Genomic DNA, 20,990 nt, shown 5'->3' with positions numbered 1-20,990 from the left:
CCCCCCTATTTCGTGGAGTACACCACATGATCAGTCTGGTCGGTATGGCGACGCTTATTGCCATTGCCATTGCGTTATCGCGCCATCGAAGCTCGATCAACTGGCGCACCGTTTCGGTGGCCTTTGCGATTCAGGTGCTCATTGGTGCTTTCGCCCTTTACGTGCCCTGGGGCCAAGCGGTACTTGCATCGCTATCGGGTGCGGTGTCGTCGCTGCAGGTGTATGCCGACAAGGGCATCGAGTTCCTCTATGGCGGGTTGAGCTCGCCGCACATGTTCGAAGTGTTCGGCAATGGTGGCTTTGTATTCGCCATCAAGGTGTTGCCGGTGATCGTGTTCTTCGGCAGTTTTATCTCGGTGCTCTATTACATTGGCGTGATGGGCTGGGTCATTCGCTTGGTGGGTGGCACCTTGCGCGTGCTGTTGGGCACCAGCCGGGTGGAGTCTATGGTGGTGACTTCGGCGGTGTTCATCGGCCAGTCAGAGGTGCCCCTGGTGGTGCGCCCGTTCATTGCCAAGCTGACTCGATCGGAGCTGTTCGCCGTGATGGTGGGGGGCTTTGCAGCGGTGGCCGGCTCCGTGTTGCTGGGGTACGCAGGCTTGGGCGTGGAGCTCAAGTACCTGATCGCGGCCTGCTTCATGGCAGCCCCAGGTGCCTTGTTGATGGCAAAACTGATGGAGCCGGAAACCGAGCCTGAGCGCAGCGAAGACGTGGTCCAGGAGCTGGGCCAGGCCGAAAACCGCCCGGCCAACATCATCGACGCCGCTGCCGATGGCGCCCAGGTGGGTTTGCGCCTGGCCTTGGCGGTGGGCGCCATGTTGCTGTCGTTCATCGCCCTGATCGCCATGCTCAACGGCTTGTTGGGCTGGGCCGGCGGTTGGTTCGGCTTCCCGCAACTTACCCTGCAACTGATCCTGGGCCACCTGCTGGCGCCGATCGCATTCCTGCTGGGGGTGCCGTGGCACGAAGCGGTCATGGCCGGTGGTTTCATCGGTGAAAAACTGGTGCTCAACGAGTTTGTCGCCTACGCCGACCTCTCCAACTACCTGACCCCGGCCAAGGCGGCCGAAGCCGGTGTCCCGCTGTTGTCGGCCCATACCCAGGTGATCGTGACCTTCGCCCTGTGCGGCTTCGCGAACCTCTCCTCGATTGCCATTCAGCTGGGTGGCTTGACCGGCATCGCCCCCCAGCGCCGCCATGAACTGGCCCGCTTGGGGCTGCGGGCAATGGTCGGTGGTACGCTGTCCAACCTGATGAGTGCGGCCATCGTCGGGTTTTTCATTTCGCTGTAAGGAGCAGGTATGTGGTTGCCACAAGAAGTGATTCGCCGTAAGCGCGACGGGCATACCCTGGCCACGGACGACATTCAACGCTTTGTCGCCGGCATTGCCGATGGCACCTTGAGCGAAGGCCAGGTGGCGGCATTTGCCATGGCGGTGTTTATCCAGGGCATGAATGTGCAGGAGCGCCTTGCCCTGACCACCGCCATGCGCGACTCCGGGCAGGTGCTGAGCTGGGCCTTGCCGGGGCCGGTGGTCGATAAACATTCCACCGGTGGCGTAGGCGACCTGGTCAGCCTGCCGCTGGCGCCCTTGCTGGCTGCCTGCGGCTGTTACGTGCCGATGATTTCCGGGCGCGGGCTGGGCCATACCGGCGGCACCCTGGACAAGCTTGAAAGCATCCCAGGCTACGACTGCCAGCCCAGCCTTGAGCACTTGCGCCAGGTGGTGGCGCACGTCGGCTGCGCGATCATTGGCCAGACCGCCGACCTGGCCCCGGCCGACAAACGCTTGTACGCCATTCGCGATGTGACGGGGTCGGTGGAGTCGGTCGACCTGATCACCGCGTCCATCCTGGGCAAGAAGCTGGCCGCAGGCCTGGACGTGTTGATCATGGACGTGAAGACCGGCAGCGGCGCCTTCATGGCCCAGCACGGGCAGGCGGCCGAGTTGGCCGCGAGCATTGTCGCGGTGGCCAATGGCGCAGGCGTCAGCACCCGAGCGCTGATTACCGACATGGACCAGCCCCTGGCCCGCAGCGCCGGCAATGCCCTTGAAGTGGCCGAGGCGGTGGCCTTGCTCAAGGGCCAGGTACGCAGCCAGCGCTTGTGGGCGGTGACCTTGGCCCTGGCCGCCCAGGTGCTGGTGATGACGGGCCTGGCGGGCGACCTGGCCCAGGCCCGCGAGCAGTTGCACCAGGCCTGGCAAAGCGGCGCGGCGTTGCAACGGTTCGCGCACATGGTCACAGCCTTGGGCGGCCCGCAGGACTTCACCGACCACCCCGAAGACTACCTGCCCCAGGCGCCCGTGTCGGTGCCGGTGTGGCCAATGGGGGAGGGTTGCGTCACGGCCATCGATACCCGCGCCGTGGGCTTGGCGGTGGTGGCGTTGGGCGGTGGCCGGCAGGCTGCGCACGATGTGTTGGACCTGGCCGTGGGGTTCAGCGAGCTGGCGTTCGTGGGTGAAACAGTGGGCACCGAGCGGCCATTGGGCTGGGTGCATGCCCGTGATGCGCAGCAGGCAGAGCGGGGTGCTGGCGCCCTGCGCGCGGCTTACCGTTTGGGCGCTGAACCTTTGCCTGCCCGGCCCTTGATCCAGGAGGTCACATGAGCAAGGCCATCGTGCTGGTGCTTGACTCCCTGGGCATCGGCGCCAGCGCTGACGCCGCACGCTTTGGCGACAGTGGCGCCGACACCCTGCGCCACATCGCCCAGGCCTGTGCCCGGGGCGAGGCCGATGGGCCGTTGCGCAGCGGGCCCTTGCACCTGCCCCATCTCGGCACACTGGGCTTGGGCGCGGCTGCGGCGGCCAGCGGTGCCGGGCCGTTGCCTGGCCACTGGGGCGAGGGCGTTCCCACGGGCGCCTATGGCCATGCGCGCGAGCTATCCTCGGGCAAGGACACCCCTTCCGGCCACTGGGAAATGATGGGCGTACCGGTGCTGTTCGACTGGGGTTACTTCGACTCGCCGGTCGGCTCCTTCCCCGCGCCATTGCTCGCCGATTTGATCGGGCAGGCAGGCCTGCCGGGTATTCTCGGCAACTGCCACGCCTCGGGCACCACGGTGCTGGATGAACTGGGCGAGGCGCACATCGCCAGCGGCCAGCCCATCTGCTACACCTCGGCCGACAGCGTGTTGCAGATCGCCGCCCACGAAGCGCATTTTGGCCTGCAGGCGCTGTACCGGGTGTGTGAAATTGCCCGCCGCCTGTGCGACCCCTACAACGTCGGCCGGGTGATCGCGCGGCCCTTCACGGGCGAACGTGCAGGCGAGTTTCGCCGCACCGGTGGCCGTCGCGACTACACCGTGCCGCCGCCCTCGGCGACCTTGCTGGACGTTGTGTGCCAGGCGGGCGGCAGCGTGCATGCCGTGGGCAAGATCGGCGATATCTTCGCCCACCGTGGCATCAGCCGGCTGTACAAGGCCGAGGGTAACGACGCACTGTTCGACGCCACCCTGTGCGCCACGCGCGAGGCGCCGGACAACAGCCTGGTGTTTGCCAACTTCGTCGACTTCGACATGCTCTATGGTCACCGTCGCGACGTGGCCGGCTACGCAGCGGCGCTGGAGGCCTTTGACCGGCGGCTGCCCGAGTTGCTGGCGCTCATGGGGCCCGATACGCTGCTGGTGATCAGCGCCGACCACGGCTGCGACCCTACCCGCGCCGGCAGCGACCATACCCGCGAGCACGTGCCGGTCGTGGCTTGCGGCGCAGGGCTTGCGGCAGGGTGGTTGGGTGAACGCGCAAGTTTTGCCGATATCGGGCAGACGGTGGCTGCGCATTTGGGGGTGGGGCCGTTGCCGTTTGGCGTGTCGTTCCGGTGATGTCCGCAGGCCGGTTGCGCTGCCTCAAAACGCGTCGGCGATCAACCCGCCCAACACCTTGACCGCTGGCGTTGGCTGCTCGGCGCCCCAATGCAACACCGCCCCCAGCACGCCCACCGCGGGCAGCCCGGTCAGCACCGCCAAGTGCCCCGGCAGGCCGATACGCGTGCGCAACGTCACCCCCAGCCCGGCGTTCACGGCCGCCCACAAACCCGCGACGCTGGGGCTGGTAAACGCCACCCGCCAGGCGATGCCCGCGCCATCGAGTGCCTGGGTGGCGGCGCTGCGCAACACGCACGGCGCATCGAACAGCACCAGTGGCAACGGCGCGTCGCCAGGGAAGGGCGTGGCGTGGGCCTTGCCGATCCACTGCATCGCGGTTTCGCTCAGTGTCTGGGCGTAGGGCGTGTGCTGCCCGGTGTCCCAGGCCAGTGCCAAGTCGACTCGGTCACTGGCAATCATCGCCAGCAAGTCGCGGCTGCGACCGATGTGCACCTCCAGGCTGACCTTGGGGTAGAGCCTGGCAAAGCGCTGCAGCAGATCGCTCAACAGGTGTTCGCCAAAGTCTTCCTGCAACCCCAGGCGCACAGTGCCCTGTACCTGGGTTTCGCGCAGGCTGCTGAAGATCTCGTCGTTGAGCTCCAGCAACCGGCGGGCCTGGCTGAGCAGCGCCTCGCCCACCGGGGTCAAGGCCAGCCCGCGGCCCGAACGCTCCAGCACCGGGCTGCCGACCTGGTCTTCCAACTTCTTCAACTGCGCGCTGACCGCGGAGGTAGACCGGCCCAGGCGCTCGGCTGCCTGGGCAAAGCTGTTGTATTGAACACCGGTGACGAAGGTGCGCAACACGTCGAGATCAAAGCTTTGGTGGCGCATGGCAAATGTCCCGAAAAACAGGATGGTTGGTACCAATCAATCTGATATTCAGCATGATGGTCGCGCGATAGGCTCAAGGCGTCAACTCACTTGGAGCTTTGAACATGCCCTTGGCACGTATCTCATTGAATCGCGGCAAAACCCCCGAATACCTGCAACGCCTGGCCCAGGGTGTACACGAGGCCTTGGTCGCCGCGTTCGAGGTGCCGGCCACCGACCGCTTCCAGGTCATCCACCAGCACGACGCCGGCGAGCTGATTGTCGATGCGCAATACCTGGGTGGCCCGCGCAGCGCGAACTTCGTGCTGATCGCCATCACCGCCGGGCGCACGCGCAGCGTCGAGGTCACCCAGGGCTTTTACCAAGCGCTGGTGGCGGGTTTGCACGAAGTGCTGGGCATCGACCCGGAAGACGTGATGGTGATCATCACCACCACGGCCGCCCACGAATGGTCATTTGCCGGTGGGCGCGTTAACCCGGCGGTCAAGGCGCTGGCCTCATGATCGCGCTGCAGTACACCATTGAATTGGCCGACGATTACGACATGGCGCAGATCGCGAGCAGGGTTGGGGCCAAGCATCACCTGTTCGACGCCTGGCCTGACCTGGTATTCAAGGCTTTCCTGATGGCGGTGCGCACCGATTGGGTGGTGCCGAGCCAGGCCAACCTGTACGCACCGTTCTACCTGTGGGCCAACGCCCCCGCGCAGCAGGATTTTTTGCGCAGCGAAGCGTTCGCGGGTGTGGCCCAGGCGTTTGGCAGGCCCCCTGTCAGTACGTGGTCGACGATCCAAGTGCAAGGGCTGGACGACCTGCACTTGGCGCGGTTTGCCCGCCGGGAGGTGAGCGCGATCCCGGCCGATGTCTCGGTGGCCACGCTTTGCCAGGCGCAGGTACAGGCCAGCCGGCGGTTGATGAGCCAACCGGCGGTGGTAAGCACCGTGGTTGCTTTTGAACCCACGACCTGGACGCTGGTGCGGCTGGTGTTTTACCGCCAGTGCGAGGGGTTCGAGGTGGGGGCGGGGGTGCAGCATTATCATGTGCTGCACCTGTCACGGCCTGTCAGTGATTTGAGCCCTGCACCGCAATCGCTTCCCCACTCACCTCCACAAACACCTGCCGACGATCACTGATCAGCAGATACACCGCCGCCCCGATCGCCGCGCCAAACAGCCAGGAAAACGCCGACACCGTCTCGAACGCCGGGATCAGGGCCAAGACGATGGCAATCACCGCCGCCGGGATAAACGCCAGCACCGCCCGCGGGTTGACGCCGCGGTGGTAGTGGTAGGCGCCGGTGGGGTCTTCGCTGTACAGCTGCGGCACGTTCACCCGGCTGGCGCGCAGCAGCCAGTAGTCGGCCATGATGATGCCGTACAACGGGCCGAGCAGGGCGCCCAGGCCGGCCAGGAAGTACACGATCACCACCGGGCTGTTGTAAAGGTTCCAAGGCAGGATCAATACCGCCAAGGTCGCGCTGATCATGCCGGCGCGGCGGAAGGTGAGCAGGCGCGGCGCCAGGTTGCTGAGCACGAATGCAGGGGCGACGAAGTTGGCCATGATGTTCACCGCCACGGTGACGATCAGAAAGGCCAGGCAACCGAGTACCAGCAGAAAGGTGTTGGGGATCGCCTGAATGATCTCCGTGGGGCTCTGGATGATGTGACCGTTGATCGAAAACTGCGCGCCGCACAGCAGCACGGTGATGCTGGCAAACACCAGGATGTTTACGGGCAAGCCCCAAAAATTGCCCAGGCGGATACTGCGCCGTGAGGGCGCACAGCGGGCGAAGTCACAGAAGTTGAGGATCAGCGTGCCGTAGATCGCCAGCCACAAGGCGCCGCCGGCAAAGATATTGCGCCACATCTTGGCACCCTGCAGCGGCTCGCGGATCGACCAGGCGATGTGCCCGTCGGCCTTGAACACCATCCACACGGCCAGGCACGTCACGGTCAGCAGGATGATCGGCCCGGCAAAGGCCTCGAAGCGGCGAACCATTTCCATGCCATAGGCCAGGATCACCAGTTGCACCAGCCAGATACTGACGAAGCAGGCCCAACCCAGGTGCGACAGGCCCAGGACCAGGCCTTGGTCGTAGACGCTTAGCGCGGGCGCGACGGCGGTCAGCAGTACGCGCAGTACCACCGAGGCCAGGTAGGTTTGGATGCCGAACCAGGCGATGGCGATCACCGCACGGATCAACGCCGGCAACTGCGCGCCGTGGATACCAAAGCTGATGCGGCTGACCACCGGGAAGGGCACCCCGGTTTTCTGGCCCATGTAGCCGGACAGGTTCATGCACAGGTACACCAGCGTTGCGCCGATCAGCAGCGACAAGAGGATCTGCCAGCCACCCAGGCCCAAGGCGTACAGGCCGATGGCGAAGGAGTAGTTGGCGATGTTGTGCACGTCATTGGTCCACAGCGCGAAGATGCTATACGCGCCCCAGCGCCGGCCTTCTACCGGCGTTGGGGCAAGGTCGGCGTTGTGCAGGCGTGGGCTCAGGCAGGGCAGGTCGGCGGTTGCATCGGGGTAGCGGGCGGTGGCGGGGCTGTGTAACTGCATTCGAGTCGACTCCACGCAAATTGTATTTGTTGTTGTATACAAAGTCGTTTTTCCGGTTGCCAGATCTGTGCCAGGAAAGCCTGCCAAACGAATGGGTTGTTGTGCGGTTAACCTGCAAATGCCGCTAAGCCACTGAAAGTCGGTGATAAATAATTGACCCTTTGATCAGCTTAAGCCTATGAAAAAATAAGCTATTTCTGTTTTCATCGATTTATTGCTAGCACACATGTATACAAAGCGTTACCTCAGGTTACGTCGGGGTGGAGCGGACCACCATTGAAGAGATCTTCACCACGGCGGCAACGATGGATATGCCTGAACGGGAGCGTTCAAACATTGAGATGGCTGCAGTCCCAATGCTGCAGCCCCTCTGCCCGTGCCTTGTTTTTGTTCCCCGCAGGCGCGCCGGCACCGTTTCCGTGCACCGCGCCGGGAACACCGCTGTTACCAAAGCAGACACTTGCACGGCCTTTTTTGCCGCCCGCGCCAACCGGGCCCCTGCCTTAGACCCGCTTGCGCAAGCGTTTCGCGGTTTATGGCACGAACGCTGCTTTGTAATCCTTTACAAGAAACCGTTCATGCTCGTACGAGGGGAGTGGTTTCTTTTTTTAGCGCCCTGAATGTAATCCTTTACATAGCCTGAGAGGCCCACGATGGACATCGAGAAAAGAAGCATAGAATTCGTGCCGCTGGCGGAACGCTACGGCCACCCGCGCCGGTTGTTTACCATCTGGTTCAGCGCCAACATGCAGGTCACCACGCTGGTGGTCGGCACCTTGGGCATTGTCGCCGGGTTGAGCTTGGCCTGGACCTGCCTGGCACTGATCCTGGGGTGCGTGATCGGCACGGTGTTCATGGCCGCGCATTCCACGCAAGGCCCGCACTTGGGCATCCCGCAAATGATCCAGAGCCGCGCGCAGTTCGGCGTGCTGGGGGCGGGCTTCCCGCTGTTGATTAACTACGTCTCGTTCATTTTGTTCACTGCCGCCAACGGCGTGGTAATGCGCGACGCCATCAAGTCATTCATGGACGTGGGCGACAACACTGCGATCATCCTCTTTGGCCTGGTGTCGTTCATCATCGGTTTTATCGGTTATGAACTGATCCACCGCCTGGGCGCGATCATGTCGGCGCTGTCAGGGATCATCTTCTTGATTGTCGCTGCGCTTGCCCTGCAACACCCCCTGCCGGTCGGCGCCATGGACCTGAGCACCGGCTTCACCTTCGCCGCCTTCGCCTTGACCGTCACCCAAGCGGCGTCCTGGACGCTGGGCTTTGGCCCCTATGTCGCGGACTACTCGCGCTACCTGCCGCCGCACATCTCCAGCAAGCAGACGTTCTGGTTCAGCTACGTCGGCAACCTGCTGGGCGCAGGCCTGGTCATGCTGCTGGGCGCGCTGCTGGCCACCCAGTTTGCGGATGTCACCAACAACCCCGGTAATGCAATCGCCAGCTTCTTCGGGCCCTGGGCGAAAGTGGCCATGGTGATCGTGGTGCTGGGCGTGCTGGAGATCAACTCGCTCAACCTCTACAGCGCCTACATGTCGTGCATGACCATCTTCTCGGGCTTGCGCGGCATGACGCGCATCAGCCGCACCACCAAGTTCATCGCCATGGGTATTTCGGCTCTCGCCGCCACCGCCATCGCCATCGCCACCCAGTACGATTTCAACGCCTACTTTGCCGACATCCTGATTGCCCAGGTGTACTTCCTGGTGCCGTGGAGTTCCATCAACCTGGCCGACTTCTACTTGGTGAAGAAGGGTAAATACGTGGTCGAGGACATGTACAACGTCGACGGCGTGTACGGTAAATACAACGTGTCGACCCTGGTGATCTTTATCATCGGCGTGGCCTCCACAGTGCCGTTCATGGACATGTCGTTCTACCACAGCTATTTCGCCAAAATGATTGGCAGTGACGTGGCCTGGATCCCAGCCCTGATCGTGCCCGCCGCCCTCTACGTGGGCTATGCCCGCTACAAGGCCAACCGCTACGTGAGCAACATGGCGCGCCAGGTTGCCTGAAAAAAACACTGTTTCGCCCACGTGATCAGGTTTAGGATGTAAACGATTACGAGCCAAACAGCGACCCGGATGACCGGTGCAGTGGATTGGAACGAATCCTGCTGCGCCAAAGCATCCGGGTCGTTGTGCGTGAGTACAACAAGAACAACAGTAAGACGAGGTTTGAATGCTGCGCACCAACGCTTTGCAACGGGCACGGATCGCCACCTCCAGCGTGTTTTTCGCTAACGGCATGGTACTGGCCATCTGGGCCACCAACATCCCCGGCATGAAACAGGCGCTGAACCTGAGCGACCAGCAACTGGGCCTGGCCCTGAGTGCCTTCGCTGCTGGCACCATGCTCACCCTGTACCTGGCCGGTGCCTTGGTCACCCGGCTGGGCAGCCACACCACGCTGATCATTGGTGGCTTGCTGGTGGCGCTGGTCGTGCCGTTTTGTGCGCTGGCCCATTCGGTGTGGGCGCTGACGGCGGCAATCTTCTGCCTGGGCGTGACCAACAGCCTGCTCGACGTATCCATGAACACCCACGGCTCGATGATCGAGGCGGCGCGGGGGCGGCCAATGATGTCGGGCTTCCATGCGGTGTTCAGCATCGGCGGGCTGGCAGGGGCGTCCACCGTGGCGGGGCTGTTATCCGATCAACTGGGGCTGCTGCAATGCCTGGCGTTGGCCGGCGTGTTGATGGGGGGTGTTACCGTGTTGGCTGCAGGCGCCTTGGGTAACCTGCAACCTGCCAGCGCGCTGCCGGCGGCGTCGAGATCGCCATTCACCTGGCCCAACCGCACGTTGCTGTGCATTGCCGGGCTTACGTTCCTGGCCTTGTTCATCGAGCGCACGGTGATCGACTGGAGTTCGCTGTACCTCACCGACGTCAGCCATGCCAGCGGCAACATCGCCGCGTTTGCCTTTGGCGCATTCAGCCTGGCCATGGCCCTGGGGCGTTTGTCGGGGGACGCCATTATCCGCCGCTTGGGCGTCAACGCGGTGCTCAGTGCTTCGGGTGCGCTGGGTGCGCTGGGCCTGTTGTTGGTGATGTTGGTGCCGCAGCCACTGCCTTGCATCGCAGGCTTCGTGCTGGTGGGTCTGGGGCTGGCCAACATGGTGCCGTTGCTCTACAGCCAGGCCAGCCGCGCCTACCCCCATGCCCCCAGCCTGGGTTTGGCCATCAACGGCACCCTGGGCTACACCGGTTTTCTGCTGGCACCGCCGATCATCGGGCTGTTGTCGGCAAGCATTGGTTTGCAACTGGCGATGCTGTTGCCGGTGCTGGCGTTCGTGCTGTTGATGAGCAGCCACCTGCGCAAGTCTCGCCAGCAGCGTCGTAGCCTGCAGTTGGCCTGAAACCGGGTATCATCAGCGGCTCCGGCAGCACGAGGCTTACCCGTGGATTACTTCGCAGCATTGACCGCCTTCGTCGAGGCGGCCAACGGCAATAACTTCTCTCGGGCGGCTGAGCGCCTGGGCATCAAGGCCTCTACGGTGTCGCGCTACGTCAAGGAGCTGGAGCAAGACCTGGGCATCGCCTTGTTCAACCGCTCCACGCGCACCCTGCGCCTGACCGAGGGCGGTGCAACCTTCCTGCACCATGCCCAACGGGTGCTCAGCGAGCTGGATCAGGCCAAGGCTGCGACATCCGCGCTCAACCAGCACCCGCGTGGCCTGCTCAAGCTCAACTTGCCACCGGCGTTTGCGCGTCATCATGTACTGCCTTTGCTGAGGGGGTTCACCGAGCGTTACCCGGAAATTCGCTTGGAGCTGGTGCTTGAAGAGGCCAAGGTCGATTTGATTCATTCGGGCGTGGACCTGGCGATCCGTATCGGCGTATTGACCGACTCCAGTTTGAAAGCGCGGCGCATTGGCGATGAGCGGTCGGTGCTGTGCGTGTCGGCGGGTTTTATCGAGCGCCATGGCTTGCCCGATACGGTTGAAGCGGTGGGGCAGGTGCCGGCGATTCTCGGGCATTCGGCGGGGGATGAGCTGCTGTTGATGCGCACAGGTGAGGCGCACAGCGTGATGCTCAAGGGCGTGATCAGCCTGGCGGATTTGGATGCACGCCTGCTGGCCGCGCAGCAGGGACTGGGCGTGGCAGTGCTGCCCGATTGGTTGGCGGCGCAAAGCTTGCGTGACGGCCGCCTGCAAGTGTGTTTGCCCGAATGGACGCTGCACGTCAGCCAGCCGCTGTGGTTTATCTACCCGCCCAAGCGGATCGTGAGTTCCAAGGTGCGCTGTTTTATCGATTTCGTGGTGCAGGCGTTGGGCCAGGGTCTAAAGCCAGGCCCATCAGCATCCGATTAGCTGAACCGAATATCCAGCGAGCGCAAGTACGTTTGCAGCCCCGCATCCTGGATCGGAATCAAAAACGCCTCTTTATCCGACTCGTTGTAATGCGCATGCCAGTACCCCGGCGGGGTTACAAAGGCCAACCCCGGCGTCCAGTCCACTCGCGTGGGGTTGCGGATCTGACCATTGGCATCAAGCTCTGTGCCCACCAGGGTGTAACAACCCTCAGGGCTGTCGATGATGAAGTCCAGCGCAATCGACTGGTGCCGGTGGGGTTTTTGCACCGAGCCCGGCGGCAATATCCCGTACATGGCCCACAGCACATGGGTCACGGTGCGGGTTTGCGGGAAGTGGCGGTTGCCCAGCAAAATGCTGATGCGGCTGCGGTCCTGGGCGCGCGGGTCATCGGCGGCTTCGCGCAGTTTGGCGTTGGCAAGTTCTGCCGGATACAGGGTTGCGCTGAAGCGTTGCTCGCAGGCCTTTACCCCCAAGTAGCGCAGCAGCGGCTCGTCGTGCACGTAGTAAAAGCGGCTGTCCTGGCGCGCAGTCAATTGCGTGGCCGTAAGACCGGGCAGGGCGATGAAGCAGCCCTTGTCCCAGTCGAACGCTTGCTCACCCTGGGCCAGCGCGCCGCTGCCGGCAATCACGTACAGCACTTGCGAGGTGGCATTAGGGGCCAGCGTCAGGCTGTCGCCGGCGTTCAGGCGGATAAAGTTGGCGCACAGGCCCGGGCCGGTCGCCGGGCCCTGGCAGCCAAGGGCCTCGCTCAAGTCCAGCGGCAAAACCCGGGAAGGGCCGCTGTCGCAAAGCGAGGCTGGAAAGCTGTGGTAAGGGATACGGCTAATCAGGTTGGCGCTGATCGGGTTGGCGGCCTTGCTGTACTCGAAATACTCGGCGTCCAGTTGGTGGGCGTCCAGGTGCTGGGTCAGGCTATTCATTGTTCTACTCCTTCGCGGTGGTCACGGTAGGGCCACTATACGAAGGGCCGGGTCGCAGATTAAGCGCCCGGCTGGCACAGCAGTTGTGCGAAAAAGGGAGGTATGCACAGCGCCCGTTTTGATTCCCGTCAGATCGAATGGCTGGACTGGCGAATCATCAACTGCGTACCCAGCAGTACCGGCTTGATCTCGGTGCCATTGCGCAAGTTGGCAATCAACGCCTCGGCGCTGCGCAAGCCCATTTCGCTGGCCGGGATGGCCAAGGTGGTCAGCGGTGGGTCCAGGTACTCGGCGAACTCCAGGTTATCAAAGCCCACCACCGACATCTGGCGCGGCACATCGATGCCCAATTTCTTGCACGCCGACAGCACGCCAAAGGCGATGACGTCGCTGTTGCAGATGATCGCCGTGGTGCCTGGCGCTTCCAGCAGAATCCGCCGCAGGGTGCGCTCGCCGAATTCGATGGTGTAGCCATCGGCGCTTTCATACAGGGTGTGGCTGCATGACTGCGTCGATGCTTGCAGGGTGTCCAGGAACGCCTGGCGCCGAGCATGCTGGCGGTCGTTGCCTTTCATGGGGCCTGTCAACATGGCCATATTGCGGTGGCCCAGGCCCAGCAGGTACTCGACTAACTGGTGGGTGGAGGCGTAGTTGTCAAATCCGATGAAGGGGAAGGGCTTGTCATTGAAGTACGAGTACGTGCACACCACCGGCATGCGGTACTCCTGCAAATAGCGCGTCAACTCGGCATCGGCAATGTCCCCCACTACCAACAACGCCTCGGCCCCGCGCTCCACCAGCAGCTTGACCTTGTCGTAGATCGCGCCGGCATCGAACCCGCAACTGAGCACATACACCACGTAGCCGTACTCGGCCATCTTGTCCTGGAAGGCGTTGATCATCGTCGCGTAGATGGAATGGTCCAGCGTGGGGATGATCGCGCCGATCACATTGGTCTTGCGCAGGCGCAGTGCCTTGGCGGCAGAGTTGGGGGTGTAGCCCATTTTGCTGGCGATCTGCAGGACCTTTTCGCGCACGTCATCGCGCACGTGGTGGGGCAGGTTGAAACTGCGCGACACCGTGGCAACGGAGACGCCAGCGGCCTTGGCGACGTCGGTCACGTTGACGCGGGGCTGGGCCTTGGGTGGGGTGGTCACGGTGGAGTGTCCTTTTGGATGTTAGGGTCCTGAAGGTGGATTTTGCTGGATTGGGGGGCAGGACGCATTAGAAATCTGCAAAGGATTACAGTGAACGATGTCGCCGGGCGTAGGAGCGGATTGATCCGCGAAGAGCACAGCGCGGTGTATCAGATAAACCGCGGCGCATTCTTCGCGGATAAATCCGCTCCTACGGGGGTTCCTTTAGTGTTCTACCGTATGCCCAACAATCGGCGATGACCGCTCGTTTCAAGAGGGCACCAAGCAATACATGGGGAACGATTGGTTCATCGACCAGCACCGTTGTTGCTCGCTGAGATAGTTATAAGCGATACCCGAGGCACCATCACAGTTACCGTGGTAGCCGAGCCAATACCAATCTGAGGCGGATTGGTGAGGATGAGGGTAGGTGTAGTACCTCAATAGGAGGGATATGTCCGCCTGTGATACGGGTTGACCACCCAAGTTGGCGACCGTGGCGAGCATGCTCTGGTAGGGAATCAACGAATAATTAACGTAAAGCTGCCACACATTGCTGACGGTTATCGTATAGCTCGCTTGAGCACCATTGCGATCAGTTACCGTGATGGTCGCGGTGCCGTTGCGCATCCCTATCACTCGGCCTGAAGATGCATTGACCGCTGCAATGGCAGGGTTGCTCGATGTGTAGCCATAAGGTGTTATGCCTCCGCTAGCTGCGCGAGTGTCGTAGTTTCCGATATATTCCTGCCCCGTTCTTTTGTAATCCCAACTGGTATTTCTGATGGCTTTACCTGTCAGTGACATTACACCGGGCGCGATGACTAGGTCCACAACGCTGAAGGTCCGTGCTGGCGACGTCGGGTTGTTGCCATAAAGCCCCTTTGCGGTGAAGCTGTGGGCGGCCACCGCGAGCCCGGTCACTTGCAATACCCAGTCGCCACTGGCGTTGGCCCCGGCGGTCCCCTTCGAGGTAGTGCCATCGAATATTTCAACCTGTTGGTTGTTCGAAGCCTTACCGCTCAAGGTGACGGTGGTGGAGGTCGTGAAGCCTGCGTTCGGGATCTCTACATTGGCTGCATCTTTCACGGAGCTGATCGACGGCGTTAGCGTCGCCACTACATTCAATGTCCGGGCTGGCGAAGTAGGGTTGTTGCCATAAAGCCCCTTGGCTGTGAAGCTATGGGCCGCCACGCTGAGCCCGCTCACCGGTAATGTCCAAATACCGCTGGCATTGACCGTTGCGATGCCCTTGGAGACGGTGCCGTCGAAAATCTCGACGCGCTGGCTGTTCGAGGCGCTGCCGCTCAAGGTGAGGCTGGTCGAGGTGGTGGTCCCGCCATTCGCCACCTCTTGGGCGCCATCGTGTACGGAGCTGATCGACGGAGTCACGATGGCAATGACGGCCATGGTCAACGCCCGCTCCGGGAAGGTCACCGCCAACGCTTCATTGCTGGTGCCCTCGAAGTTCACCAGCAGTTCCACTGTCAGCGTGCTGTGGTGCTTGAGCAGATCCAACTGGGTCCGCGGCAGGATGACGTTCAAGCCATTGTTGGCTTGGTTGAGATCCACTGGTGAAGCAATGAGTAAGCTAATGGTGGTGGGTACATCATTGGAGCGGGTGCCGATGGCGCGAAGCCAAACCCGTTGCCCCACTGCAATCAAGGGCCAAGCCGCTACTGTGACCTGCGCATCACCGATAAAGCTGCCCAAGTCCAGTACGTCGTTAATGTCAGCTTGTGGCACCTCTGGAATGGGCAGGTCGCTTTGCTCGAAGGCCAATACCGTCAGTGTATAAGCCTGGGAAAGCGTCGGCACGCTGTTACGGACCATCGCGCTGTAAAAGTACAGCTCGCTGTCCAGGTTCTTTGCAATCACCTCGACGGGTATCGTGAATGACAGGGATTTGAAGGGGCTGCCGGGGGTGGCGGGGCTTTGGTATGCCAATACATTGGCGCGTGTGAACACGGCGATGGAGTACTCATCCTGCAATTGCATGTCGGCAAAATCCACCTGAGCCACCACCGGTTGCTGGTTTGCCAGCACCGGGTCGAGCACTCCGTTGGTGGCCAATGGCACCGACGGCGGTGGGAGCACGATAGCGCCGCTGCCAATCGGCAGCACGAGCTCGCGGGAGGTACCGATGATCACGCCTGCACGCTCCACGCGGTACAAGGCCGTCACCTGGCCATTGAGGTTCGGGCTGATCTGGGCAATAGGGATATAGAATGGCGTGCTGGTGCCGCTGTTGGCGACGGTGTAGTCCGAATACAGCGGCGTGTTGCTGCCAGTCCAGTAAAAGGTCAGTGTATCGCCGGCCCGAATCACGCCATCGTGGTCGATGCGCAGGGTGGCCCGGTTGCCGACCAGTGTGTCGGGGTTTAGGTAGCCGTCGACCGCCTCGTCCACGCCGGGGGCTGTCAGGGTACCGGCGGCGATGCCCACGTTCAGGGTCAGGGTGTCCGATTGGCGCACGGTGCCGTTGATGGTCGCCAGGTAGTAGACCTGCACGGTGCTGCCGCCCAGGGGCAAGATGTCTTTGGCGAGGGTTAGGCGATTGACGAGGGTATCCACCTCGCTGCCAAGAACTGGGGTGGACTCCTCGAAGTACACCAGGCTACCCCCCTCTGTGGTCCCGGTCCAGATCATGCTCAGCGGTTGGCCGGCGTACATGCCCAGCCAGGGTGGGATCTGTACGGTGGCATACGGCAGCGCCGGGTCGAGGGTGCCGCCGCGAGCCTCGAGTACGCTAGGCGCGGGCAGCTCCAGTACTTGGCCGACGATGCGCCAGGTGGCGCTGCGCGAGCGGTTGACGCTGCCGTCGCTGGCTTTGGAGCGGGTGTAGCTCAGGCGCACGCGGCCATTGGGCAGCTTGCGCGCCTCGGCGTTTTCGATGATGAAATGCATCACCCGGCCAGCGGGCACGGCCTGGGTTCTGTCGAACTCCACCGGGGCATCGTCGGCGGTTCGCCCGGCCCAGGCCAGGGTCAGGGAGTCGCCAGGGGTGAACTGGCCCGGCGTCAGGTAAATGGCAATGTCCAGGTTGCGAGCGCCGAGCAGGTCGAGGTCTATGACCTCTTCGTAAAACTCTTCGGAGTACGGCGCATCCAGCAGGTCCTGGCCCACCTCCACCTCAACGTAGCGGGCCACTGACCACGGCAGGCCGTTGCCGTCGATAGACTGGTTTTGCACCTCGTCGATGACCTTGTAGATCACCTCCAAGCGCAGGCTGTCACCGGCTTGTTCAATCACGCGGCCGGGCACGTGCACGGTAATCGGCGCCCCGTTGTCGATGTCATTTTTGGTCAACGTGTAGGTGACCGTCACCCCGCCCCAACTGAGGGTGATGGTGTCGCGGATGCGGATGTTCAGGTAGCGCGCAAGGGTCACGTTGAGCCCACTGACCACGTGCTCCGGCAGCACCTTGTCGACCGGTACTATGGGCGCCAGCAGGTTTTGATGCCCAGGTTGGCCGGCCTCGGGGTCGTAGCCGCCGGGCAGGGTGAGCTTGACCAGTACCTGGATAGGGTTGGACTCATCCGGCAGGCCGCCGTCGGTGCGGATGACTCGATGGAACACGCTGGCCTGGCCGTTTTGGATAGCGGCGGGTGGTACCAGCAAAAACACCTCGTTGTTCGGCTCGCCCGGGCCCAGGGTCTTGGACACGGCAGGCAAGTTACTGTCGTTCCAAAACACATAGACCGAGTCGCCTTCGTTCATGGTCAACCAGGTGGGTACCCGCACCAGCAGGCCGCTGCCGCTGGACAGCAGGGCGATGTTGACCCCGGCCTGGCCCGGCACTTCGTTGCCCTGGTCGTCCTCGACGAGGACAGTAATGTTTTCACCGCGCGGGATGCCCAGTGGTGTCAGCAGGCGAGGTGCGCCTGGCGCCAGCGCCTGTGGCAGGCTGGCCAGTGTTGTCGGGGTGGGCTGCAGGCTGTGCGTGAAAGCCTGCAGCGGCGAGTGTGGAAACGGTACGGGAGAGCCCATCGTGCGTGTCCTTTGTTTTCGGGGAGGGACACTTATTGAATACCTGCGAAGTCAGCCTTGCTACTGTCAGAAATACCAGTTTTAAAATTTACGGAGGCACGGAAATGAAAGCGATTGTTTAAAAGGTGTTCCCTACAAAAGCGTCGGCCCTGTGCAGGCGACCACTCATAGAATTTTCTTCAACCCCCTTCCCACAGCCTCAATTTTTGCTATGCTGTGACTCACATTGTAAACGTTTACAAGCTGACTTGTACAAGCCAGTGCCCAAACCTTCAGGTGACCCCATGCGTGATATCAACGGCCGGCCCCTCAACACCACCTACGACTACATCGTCATCGGCTCCGGTTCTGCCGGCAGCGTGGTGGCGGCCCGCTTGTCCGAAGACCAAGGGCACTCGGTGCTGATGCTGGAGGCGGGGCCTTCGGACAACAGCATTTTTATCAAGATGCCGGCCGCGCTCGGCTTCCCGCTGATGAATGACCGCTTCAACTGGTACATCCATTCTGAACCCGAGAAAGAGCTGGGTGATCGCAGTATCTACGAGGCCCGTGGCCGGGTGCTGGGCGGCTCGTCGTCGATCAATGGCATGAACTGGGTACGCGGCAACCCGTGGGACTACGACAACTGGGGCGCCATGGGCCTGAAGGGTTGGAGCTATGACGAATGCCTGCCTTACTTTCGCAAGGCCGAAACCTTTGACCAGGGCGCCGACGACTACCGTGGCGACAACGGGCCGATGCACATCGAAACCTGCAAGGCCGATAACCCGCTGTACAAGGCGTTTATCGAAGCTGGCGTGCAGGCGGGCTACCCCTACATGAAGGACCACAACGGCTACCGCCAGGAAGGTGTGCACATCACCCAGCGCAACGTGCACAAGGGTATCCGCTGGAGCACCTCGCAGGCCTACATTCACACCAACAAAGGCCGCGCCAACTTGCACGTGGCCGACAAGGCCCAAGTGACTCGTATCGAGTTCCAGGGCAAGCGCGCGGTCAAGGTGCACTTTCTGAGCGATGGCCAACCGCAGGCGCTGGCGGTGAAGCAGGAGGTCATCATGTGCGCCGGCGCCATTCACTCGCCGCACCTGCTGATGCTGTCGGGCATCGGCCGTGCCGAGCACCTGGCCGAGTTCGGCATCCCTTGCGTGGCCGATCTGCCCGGGGTGGGGGAGGGCATGAAGGACCATGTCGCCGCGCCCGTGCAGTACCGTGCCACGCAAAACGTGTCCATCGCCAAGCAGCTCACGCCCTTGGGCAAGTTCAAGCTGGGCGCGATGTGGACGCTGTTCAAAAAGGGCCTGGGTGCGACCAACTTCTTTGAAGTGGGCGCGTTTATCCGCACCCACGACGGCATCAAGGTGCCCAACGTGCAGTTCGAGTTCATCCCCATGCTGGGCGAGTTCCAGCACGGCAGTGTGAAGCTGGAAAACGGCTTCCAGTACTTTTTCAGCCTGATGCGCCCCACCAGCACCGGGCGTGTGTGGCTGGGTTCGGCCGACCCGTTGGCGGCGCCCAAGTTTGCCTTCAACTTCCTGTCTACCCAGCAGGACAAGGACGATGCGATTGCTGCGGTCAAGGCCATCCGCCATGTGGTCAGCCAGCCGGCCTGGGACCCCTACCGCGGCGAGGAGGTGACCCCAGGCCCGGCGGTGCAGACCGACGAGCAAATACTGGAGGCGCTGCGCGGCCTGGCCGGCACCAACTACCACCCCTCGTGCACCTGCCGCATGGGCACCGACGCCATGAGCGTGGTCGACGCCCAGGCCCGCGTGCATGGCCTGGAAAACCTGCGGGTGGTGGACGCCTCGATCATGCCGGAGATCGTCAGCGGCAACCTCAACGCGCCGGTGATCATGATGGCCGAGAAAATCGCCGACGCCATTCGCGGGCGCCAGGCGCTGCCTAAAACCAACGCCCCCTATTACCAGGTGGCCTGACACCAGGCCCATCCCTCAACGCAGCACAGGAAGCACACCATGAAACTGCAAGATAAAGTGGCCCTGATCACCGGGGCCGGTGCCGGCATTGGCGAAGCCACCGCACGTTTGTTCGCCCGTGAAGGCGCCAAGGTAATTGTCGCCGACCGCAACATCGAACTGGCCCTGAACGTGGCTGAAAGCATCGGCAGCCAAGCCTTCGCGGTACAGGCGGACGTCGCGGTAGCGGCCCAGGTGCAAGCCATGGTCGAGCAGTCGGTCGCGCATTTCGGCGGCCTCGACATCCTGGTCAATAACGCCGGCTTCGGCACCCTGGGCACCGTGGTCAGCCTGGACGAGGACACCTGGGACCAGGTCATCGACGTCAACCTCAAGGGCGTGTTCCTGTGCTCCAAGTACGCCATCCCCGAGATCGTGCGCCGGGGCGGCGGGGCTGTGGTCAACCTGGCGTCGACCATCTCGGTGGTGGGCATCAAGGACCGCGCCGCCTACGTGGCAGCCAAAGGCGGCGTGGCCGCGCTGACCCGCGCCATGGCCCTGGACCACGCCCTGCAAGGCGTGCGGGTGAACAGCGTGGCGCCGGGTGTGATCGCCTCCAGCTATTACGACAAGATCTTCGAAAACGTACCGGATCCGGTGGCATTCAAGCAGGGCCTGGAAGCCCGTTCGCCGCTCAACAAGATGGGCGAGCCGGTGGACATCGCCAACATGATCCTGTTTCTGTCCAGCAACGACTCAAGCTTCGCCACCGGCGCCATGTTCACCGTGGATGGCGGCTACACCGCCTGGTAAGGAGGCCGTGATGATCGATGAATTGCGCGAGTACCGCTTCACCCCGCACGCTTGGGAGCAGTACTGGGAACTGTTCGTGAACCTGTGCCTGCCCATTCGCCAGGACAACTATGGCGTGCTGCAGGGGGTGTGGCTGGAGACCGAGGCAGGCAGCGTGACCTTTCGCCACCTGTGGCGCTATGAGTCGCTGGATGAGCGCACGCGCTTGCGCGGTGAGTTGCTCAAGGTCGATACCTGGCGCAAGCACTTTTTGCCGCAGGCGGCGCCGCTTGTCAGCCAGCAGCAGTTGCATGTGCTCAACCCGCACCGGGCGTTGGGCGAGGCGACGGCGCGATACCTGCATACCTACTGGTGCCCCACTGGCCAGGCGCAGAACGCCATCGCACAAATCGACGCGGTGATCGAGCAGGGCCGCCATGGCGCCTGTGGCGTATGGGCCACCGAGTTCAGTGACCCCAACCAGGTGTGGGTGCTGGGCACGCAGGCGGCAGCGCCCCAAGTAGATTTGCAGGTGCCGTTCGCGATTCATACCCGAACGCTCGTGCCCCTGAGCACGACCGTCGCCCCAAACCTTGCTGAAAACAGAAAAGCTGTCTTTTTTTGACGATTGATTGTAAACGTATACA

At 62.5% G+C, this 20,990-nt stretch carries 17 protein-coding genes; 12 read left to right on the top strand and 5 right to left on the bottom strand.

The window, feature by feature from the left end; genetic code table 11:
• The first annotated feature begins 26 nt into the window (after window positions 1–26).
• From L9B60_RS00920 to L9B60_RS00910, 3 genes are read left to right on the top strand one after another with little or no spacing between them, the layout of a single operon-like run.
• Complete coding sequence (locus tag L9B60_RS00920; RefSeq protein ID WP_249675186.1) at window positions 27–1,292, top strand: NupC/NupG family nucleoside CNT transporter; 1,266 nt, start codon at window positions 27–29, stop codon at window positions 1,290–1,292.
• Between the two features lie 9 nt (window positions 1,293–1,301).
• Complete coding sequence (gene deoA, locus L9B60_RS00915; protein ID WP_249675185.1) at window positions 1,302–2,609, top strand: thymidine phosphorylase; 1,308 nt, start codon at window positions 1,302–1,304, stop codon at window positions 2,607–2,609.
• The gene (locus L9B60_RS00910; protein ID WP_249675184.1) at window positions 2,606–3,823 is read left to right on the top strand and encodes a phosphopentomutase; all 1,218 of its coding nucleotides are present in this window, start codon (window positions 2,606–2,608) and stop codon (window positions 3,821–3,823) included. The genes deoA and L9B60_RS00910 overlap by 4 nt, the downstream gene beginning before the upstream one ends.
• 24 nt (window positions 3,824–3,847) lie before the next feature.
• On the opposite strand, the gene L9B60_RS00905 is transcribed toward L9B60_RS00910, so the two are convergent.
• A complete protein-coding gene (locus L9B60_RS00905) occupies window positions 3,848–4,696 on the bottom strand; it encodes a LysR substrate-binding domain-containing protein (protein ID WP_249675182.1) in 849 nt (282 codons plus the stop codon).
• Window positions 4,697–4,800: 104 nt separating this feature from the next.
• On the opposite strand from L9B60_RS00905, the gene L9B60_RS00900 reads away from it, so the two are divergent.
• Together L9B60_RS00900 and L9B60_RS00895 are read left to right on the top strand one after the other, a co-directional pair.
• Complete coding sequence (locus L9B60_RS00900) at window positions 4,801–5,199, top strand: tautomerase family protein (RefSeq protein ID WP_249675180.1); 399 nt, start codon at window positions 4,801–4,803, stop codon at window positions 5,197–5,199.
• The gene (locus L9B60_RS00895; RefSeq protein WP_249675178.1) at window positions 5,196–5,828 is read left to right on the top strand and encodes a DUF4865 family protein; all 633 of its coding nucleotides are present in this window, start codon (window positions 5,196–5,198) and stop codon (window positions 5,826–5,828) included. The genes L9B60_RS00900 and L9B60_RS00895 overlap by 4 nt, the downstream gene beginning before the upstream one ends.
• On the opposite strand, the gene L9B60_RS00890 is transcribed toward L9B60_RS00895, so the two are convergent.
• Window positions 5,758–7,260, bottom strand: a complete 1,503-nt coding sequence (locus tag L9B60_RS00890; RefSeq protein ID WP_249675177.1) for an NCS1 family nucleobase:cation symporter-1 — start codon at window positions 7,258–7,260, stop codon at window positions 5,758–5,760. The two genes, L9B60_RS00895 and L9B60_RS00890, sit on opposite strands and share 71 nt — an antisense overlap.
• Before the next feature lie 260 nt (window positions 7,261–7,520).
• Between L9B60_RS00890 and L9B60_RS00885 the strand changes: the two genes are divergently transcribed.
• The 4 genes from L9B60_RS00885 to L9B60_RS00870 all read left to right on the top strand — a co-directional run bounded on the left by L9B60_RS00885 (window position 7,521) and on the right by L9B60_RS00870 (window position 11,583).
• Window positions 7,521–7,880, top strand: coding sequence for a hypothetical protein (locus tag L9B60_RS00885; protein WP_249675175.1), 360 nt, complete (start codon window positions 7,521–7,523; stop codon window positions 7,878–7,880).
• Between the two features lie 33 nt (window positions 7,881–7,913).
• Window positions 7,914–9,287, top strand: a complete 1,374-nt coding sequence (locus L9B60_RS00880) for a purine-cytosine permease family protein (protein WP_249675173.1) — start codon at window positions 7,914–7,916, stop codon at window positions 9,285–9,287.
• A 166-nt stretch (window positions 9,288–9,453) separates the two neighbouring features.
• Window positions 9,454–10,629 (top strand): MFS transporter, encoded by a 1,176-nt coding sequence (locus L9B60_RS00875; protein ID WP_249675171.1) that lies wholly within the window; start codon window positions 9,454–9,456, stop codon window positions 10,627–10,629.
• Window positions 10,630–10,671: 42 nt separating this feature from the next.
• Window positions 10,672–11,583: a LysR family transcriptional regulator gene (locus tag L9B60_RS00870; RefSeq protein WP_249675169.1), complete on the top strand. Its 912-nt coding sequence runs from the start codon at window positions 10,672–10,674 to the stop codon at window positions 11,581–11,583.
• Here the strand turns inward: L9B60_RS00870 and L9B60_RS00865 are convergent.
• The 3 genes from L9B60_RS00865 to L9B60_RS00855 all read right to left on the bottom strand — a co-directional run bounded on the left by L9B60_RS00865 (window position 11,580) and on the right by L9B60_RS00855 (window position 17,632).
• Window positions 11,580–12,506: a cupin domain-containing protein gene (locus L9B60_RS00865; protein WP_249675167.1), complete on the bottom strand. Its 927-nt coding sequence runs from the start codon at window positions 12,504–12,506 to the stop codon at window positions 11,580–11,582. The genes L9B60_RS00870 and L9B60_RS00865 overlap by 4 nt on opposite strands.
• A gap of 128 nt (window positions 12,507–12,634) precedes the next feature.
• Entirely contained in the window at window positions 12,635–13,663 is a 1,029-nt protein-coding gene (locus L9B60_RS00860) for a LacI family DNA-binding transcriptional regulator (RefSeq protein WP_249675165.1), read from the bottom strand.
• Window positions 13,664–13,912: 249 nt separating this feature from the next.
• Window positions 13,913–17,632 (bottom strand): immunoglobulin-like domain-containing protein, encoded by a 3,720-nt coding sequence (locus L9B60_RS00855; RefSeq protein WP_249675163.1) that lies wholly within the window; start codon window positions 17,630–17,632, stop codon window positions 13,913–13,915.
• A gap of 284 nt (window positions 17,633–17,916) precedes the next feature.
• Here L9B60_RS00855 and L9B60_RS00850 point away from each other — a divergent pair, with 284 nt between their 5' ends.
• From L9B60_RS00850 to L9B60_RS00840, 3 genes are read left to right on the top strand one after another with little or no spacing between them, the layout of a single operon-like run.
• A complete protein-coding gene (locus L9B60_RS00850; RefSeq protein WP_249675160.1) occupies window positions 17,917–19,572 on the top strand; it encodes a choline dehydrogenase in 1,656 nt (551 codons plus the stop codon).
• A gap of 39 nt (window positions 19,573–19,611) precedes the next feature.
• Entirely contained in the window at window positions 19,612–20,364 is a 753-nt protein-coding gene (locus tag L9B60_RS00845) for an SDR family oxidoreductase (protein ID WP_249675158.1), read from the top strand.
• Between the two features lie 10 nt (window positions 20,365–20,374).
• Window positions 20,375–20,968 (top strand): NIPSNAP family protein, encoded by a 594-nt coding sequence (locus L9B60_RS00840; protein WP_249675156.1) that lies wholly within the window; start codon window positions 20,375–20,377, stop codon window positions 20,966–20,968.
• Window positions 20,969–20,990 lie beyond the last annotated feature (22 nt).

The sequence above is a fragment of the Pseudomonas abieticivorans genome, from assembly GCF_023509015.1.
Lineage (GTDB): Bacteria > Pseudomonadota > Gammaproteobacteria > Pseudomonadales > Pseudomonadaceae > Aquipseudomonas > Aquipseudomonas abieticivorans.
Note: the sequence above shows the minus strand (reverse complement) of the source record. Positions and strands in the feature narration are given on the sequence as shown.